This is a genomic window from Qipengyuania sp., from assembly GCF_043423005.1.
In the GTDB taxonomy this organism is placed as follows: Bacteria; Pseudomonadota; Alphaproteobacteria; order Sphingomonadales; family Sphingomonadaceae; genus Qipengyuania.
Window position 1 is genome coordinate 1 of the sequence record NZ_JBHWMI010000091.1, and the last position, 4973, is coordinate 4973.

Annotated in this window: 4 protein-coding genes and 1 tRNA gene; 2 read left to right on the plus strand and 3 right to left on the minus strand. The window is 68.4% G+C overall.

The window, feature by feature from the left end:
* Positions 1-161: 161 nt before the first annotated feature.
* A tRNA-Val gene (locus ACHFFA_RS12270) sits at positions 162-236 on the minus strand.
* A 69-nt stretch (positions 237-305) separates the two neighbouring features.
* Positions 306-2189, minus strand: coding sequence for a signal peptide peptidase SppA (gene sppA / locus ACHFFA_RS12275; RefSeq protein ID WP_394271116.1), 1884 nt, complete (start codon positions 2187-2189; stop codon positions 306-308).
* A gap of 107 nt (positions 2190-2296) precedes the next feature.
* Between sppA and ACHFFA_RS12280 the strand changes: the two genes are divergently transcribed.
* Positions 2297-3322 carry an aspartate carbamoyltransferase catalytic subunit gene (locus tag ACHFFA_RS12280; protein ID WP_394271117.1) on the plus strand — a complete coding sequence of 342 codons (1026 nt, stop codon included), beginning with the start codon at positions 2297-2299 and terminating at the stop codon, positions 3320-3322.
* Positions 3319-4551, plus strand: coding sequence for a dihydroorotase family protein (locus tag ACHFFA_RS12285; protein ID WP_394271118.1), 1233 nt, complete (start codon positions 3319-3321; stop codon positions 4549-4551). The genes ACHFFA_RS12280 and ACHFFA_RS12285 overlap by 4 nt, the downstream gene beginning before the upstream one ends.
* Before the next feature lie 75 nt (positions 4552-4626).
* Here the strand turns inward: ACHFFA_RS12285 and ACHFFA_RS12290 are convergent.
* Positions 4627-4973, minus strand: a 347-nt coding sequence (locus ACHFFA_RS12290; RefSeq protein ID WP_394271119.1) for an SPOR domain-containing protein, incomplete at its 5' end; no start/stop codon positions are given.

Consider the following 4973-nt stretch of genomic DNA (forward strand, 5'->3'; position numbering starts at 1 on the left):
TCTCTAGAAGACGTGAACTGCGCCCGATTCGCCGAGCAGTAGTGCTGCCGTGGTGGGCAGGAGCGGAAAAGCCGACACTTTCGTGAGCGAACAGGTTTTGCGCGGCTATGCGCATCACCGGCTCAGGATGGAGAAAGTCGAAGCGAAACCGGGGGAGCAGATGGTGGGCGATACAGGGATTGAACCTGTGACCCCACCCGTGTGAAGGGTGTGCTCTACCACTGAGCTACGCGCCCGTCCGCGGCTCGTCGCCGGACAGGAGCGCGCCTTTACGACGCGCTGCCGGGCTTGGCAAGCGGTGGTCGCTAGCTTGCCAGCAGCCTTGCGAGGCGCGCCGCCCAGCCATCCTGCGCGCTGACATTCTCGGCCTGTGCGGCGGCGCTTGCGGGGCAGGCGAGACAATAGGCCTGCGCGCCGTGGCTGCCCATCAGTCGATCGAGGTCGCGCGACATCCGGGCAAGAGCCGATTCGTTGCGCCGGGCAAGGAGGCTGAAGACGTCGGCGCTGCGCGGTTCCTCGCCGCTTCCGCTCAGCCATTGGCGCAGCATCGCATCGGTCGGGCTGGGCTGATTGCCGAGATGGACGGGGTGCCAGCCCCCGTCGGTCAGCTTCGCCCGTCCCGCCGCCCAGGCCAGTGCCTCGGGCAGGCCGCCGTACTGGTCGACCAGTCCGATCTGGCGTGCGGTGCCGCCGTCCCAGACCCGGCCCTGCGCAATCCGATCGACCTGATCGGAGGTCATCCGCCGCATCCGGGCAACGCGCGAGAGAAAGTCGCGGTAGCCGTCCTCGATGCTGGCCTGCAGGATCTGTTCGACCTCGGGCGTCAGACCGCCGATGAGATCGGGCTGACCTGACAGCGGCGTGGTCCGCACCCCGTCGCTGGTGATGCCGATGCTGGCGGCGGTTTCCTCGAAGGTCGGCAGGACGGCGAATATGCCGATCGAGCCGGTGATGGTCTGCGGTTCGGCAAAGATACGGTCGCCCGCGGTGGCCACCCAGTAGCCCCCGCTGGCAGCGACATTGGCCATCGAGATCGCCACCGGAATACCCTTGGCCTTGTGCCTGGCGATGGCTTCGCGGATTTCCTCGCTCGCCATGACCGAGCCGCCGGGCGAATCGACCCGGACGACCAGGGCGGCGAGGTCGCGTTGCAGCGCCTCGTCGAGCAATTGCGCGATGCGGGTTCCCCCGGCGGTGCCGGGGCCAGCATCGCCATCGACGATCGTCCCAGCGACCGTGATCACGCCGATTTCGCGCCCCGCCCGGGGGAGGGGGTTGGCCTCGAGCCACGGATCGAGATCGGTTGCGCGATACGCCCCCGGGGTGCCGGCCCATTCGTCCGCCCCGGCGAGCTTGACGACCCGTTCACCGAACGCGGTGCGGCTGCCCAGCTTGTCGACCAGTCCTGCGCGCAGAGCCGCCGTGGCAAGGTCGCCGTTGGCGTTGGCCACCAGCGCCACGGGATTGCCGGTCACCTCGGCGATACGGGCCTTGGGCCGCGCCTTGACGACGTTGGCCTGCCATTCCTCCCACAGCGCGCCATAGAGCGCCTCGGCATTTTCGCGGGCTTCGGGCGAGAAACCATCGCGCGTGAAAGGTTCGACCGCGCTCTTGTAGCTGCCGACTTTGAAGACGCGGGCATTGACCTTCAACCGGTCGAGCAGGCCGGCATAGAACTGCGTCTGTCCGCCGGGCCCGGCGATCACCGCCGCGCCCAGGGGATTGAGCCAGACCTCGCTGGCGTGGGCGGCCAGCATCATGCCGTCATCGGCATAGGCTGTGGCGTAGGTCAGCACCGGCTTGCCGGCTGCGCGCACCCGGTCCATCGCCTCGCCGATCTCGGTCAGGTGGACCTGCCCCCCGCCAAGGAACATCTCGAGGTCGAGCACCACCGCCTTGATCCGCGCATCCTTCGCTGCGCTGTCAAGCGCATGGACCAGATCGCGCGCCTGATATTCGCCCACCGGCGCTTCCGAGGCGAGCAGGAGCTGGAACGGATCGATCTCGGTGCGTTCCTCGACGATCACGCCGTCCAGCGTCAGCCGCAGCGCGCCTTCATGCACCTGCGCCGGGCTGGGGCGGGCGGTGAGCACCGCGAACAGCGCCCAGAAAAACAGCAGCATCAGCAGCAGGACCAGCGCGTCCTTGATGCCGACCAGCAAGCGCCAGACCTTGCCCGCGAAATGCATGTGATCGTCCCCGATTACCAAGGCCTACCCATTAGGCGAGGGCGAAGGGTCGCGCCACCCGAATGTGCTTGAGAGGGGGGCGGCACTCGATTAATGCCCCGATCCCGATGAGCCTTGCGCCCGACCCGTCTGCTGCCACCCGTTATCCGCCGGGCGGCAAGGCCTTTCCGCATCGCGACCTGCTCGGCATCGGTCAGTTGCAGCGCCACGAGATCCTGTTCCTGCTGGACGAGGCGGAACAGTGGGTCGAGCTCAACCGGCGCCGGACGAAGCACAGCGAAACGCTCGCCGGGCTGACGATCATCAACGCCTTTTTCGAAAGCTCCACTCGCACGCTGCTCAGTTTCGAGATTGCGGGCAAGCGGCTGGGGGCGGACGTCGTCAACATGAATGCGGCGACCTCCAGCCTCAAGAAGGGCGAGACGCTGATCGACACCGCGATCACGCTCAATGCGATGCGCGCCGATGCGATCGTCATACGGCATGAGGCGAGCGGAGCGACGGCGCTGATCGCCAGCAAGGTCGACTGCCCGGTGCTCAACGCCGGGGACGGACAGCACGAGCATCCGACACAGGCGCTGCTCGATGCGCTGGCGCTGCGCCATGCCCTGCGCGCGCGGGGCGAAAGGGCGGACGATTTCACCGGCATGAAGGTGACGATCTGCGGCGATATCCTGCACAGCCGCGTCGCCCGCTCCAACCTGCTGTGCCTTCAGGCGCTGGGCGCCTCGGTGACGCTGTGTGCCCCGCCGGCGCTGATGCCGGCCGGGATCGAGGCGATGGTGGCCGAGGCGGTCCACGATTTCGATACCGCGCTGGCCGGGGCCGACGTGGTCATGATGCTGCGCCTTCAGGCCGAGCGCATGAGCGGGCAGTTCATTCCTTCGGAACGGGAATATCATCATCTCTACGGCCTTACCCGCCGACGATTGGCACAGGCAGCCGACGGGGCACTCGTCATGCATCCCGGGCCGATGAACCGCGGGGTCGAGATCGACAGCGAGGTGGCCGATATGCTCGATCGCTCGATCATCACCCGGCAGGTCGAGATGGGGGTCGCCTTGCGGATGACCTGCCTCGATGTGCTCACCCGCCGCCGCCGCGGGGTGGCCGGCTGGGCCGAAGGATCATGAAGCCCGCCGCCCCGATCACCATCGTCAATGCGCAGCTGGTGACCCCCGCCGGCGTCACGGCCGGGGCCATCCGCCTTGCCGAAGGCCTGATCGAGGCGGTCGGCAATCTGTCGTCTGTTGCCGGCGACGAGACGATCGATGCCCGCGGGCGGCTGGTAGTGCCGGGGCTGGTGGACTACGGCGTGTTCGCGGTCGACAAGCCGGCCTTCCATTTCGGCGGCATCACCCGCGCGGCGCTGATGCCCGATCAGGCGCCCGTCATCGATCTTCCGAGCCGCGTCACCTATATCGCGAAGAGCGGCAAGCCCGACCTTTGGGTTCATCCCTTCGCTGCGGCAACGCGGGCGCTGGACGGTCGCGAAATTGCCGAACTGGCCTTGATGCGCCAGGCGGGCGCGCGGGGCGTGGCCACCGGGCGCGGCTGGATCGCCGATAGCGGCGTCATGCTGCGCCTGCTGCAATATGCCGCCATGCTCGACCTTACCGTCATCGCGCATCCCGAAGACAGCGGGCTGGTCGGCGCCGCGGTCGCCACCGCCGGCGAATATGCCACTCGCCGCGGCTTGCCGAGCGCGCCGGCGGAGGCCGAGGCGATCGCCATCGCGCGCGACCTTGCCCTGGCGCGGCTTGCGGGCGCGCGCCTTCACCTGCGCCAAGTGACGACCCGTACGGGCCTCGATCTCGTGCGGCAGGCCAAGGCGGCCGGGCAACCGGTCACTGCGGGGGTAACTCCGGCGCATTTCATGCTTTCCGATCTTGCGACCGCGGACTTTAGGACGTTCGCCCGCCTGTCGCCCCCGCTGCGCGGCGAGGAGGATCGCCAGGCGGTCCGCGCAGCGCTTGCCGACGGCACTCTCGACGTCGTCTCGAGCGGGCACGATCCGCGCGGGCCGGAGGACAAGCGCCTGCCCTTTGCCGACGCCGCCCCGGGGATGGCGGGGGCGGAGACCCTGCTGGCGATGATGCTGCTGCTCGAACGCGACGATGTCATCGACATGGCGCGGGTGTTCGACCTGATCGCGGGGGCGCCGGCGCGTTTGCTCGGGGTGCGGGCAGGGCGCCTCGAGCCGGGCTACGAGGCAGACCTGGCGATCGTCGACCCCGACAAGCCGTGGATCGTGCGCAGCGAGAAGATGGCCGCCGCCGCCGGGAACACCCCGTTCGATGGCCAGCCGGTGCAGGGGCGGGTGCTGACCCTCTTCAAGGGCGGGGTCCGCATCGCCGGCTAGAAAAAACCCCCGCCGGATCGGGCGGGGGGAGTTATGTGGGCATTCGGTGGTGGTGTGTGGAACGGCGCGGCGTGGCTACCGCGCGGCTACCCGGACGTTTCCGTTGGTAATGGTGCCGGGCAGCGGACTGTTGGCCGCATAGGCGAAACAGCCGCCACCCTTGCTGCGAACGGCGGAGCACAGGGCACGCGCCGAATCCTTCGCGTAGCCGGCGGCGGCCACGCGGTAGTAGATCTTGCCCTTCACCCGCGCCTTGGTGATCTGGCGCTGGGCATTCCGGAACTGCGGATATTCCTTCTGGAACTGAACCCAGGCGGCGTTTGCATCGCTCATCGAGAAATACGAGCCGAGCTGGATGTTGTAGTCGCCTCGCGCCGGCGCCGAAGCTGCGGGGGCCGCGCCGGCCGGCCGCGTGGCAGTCA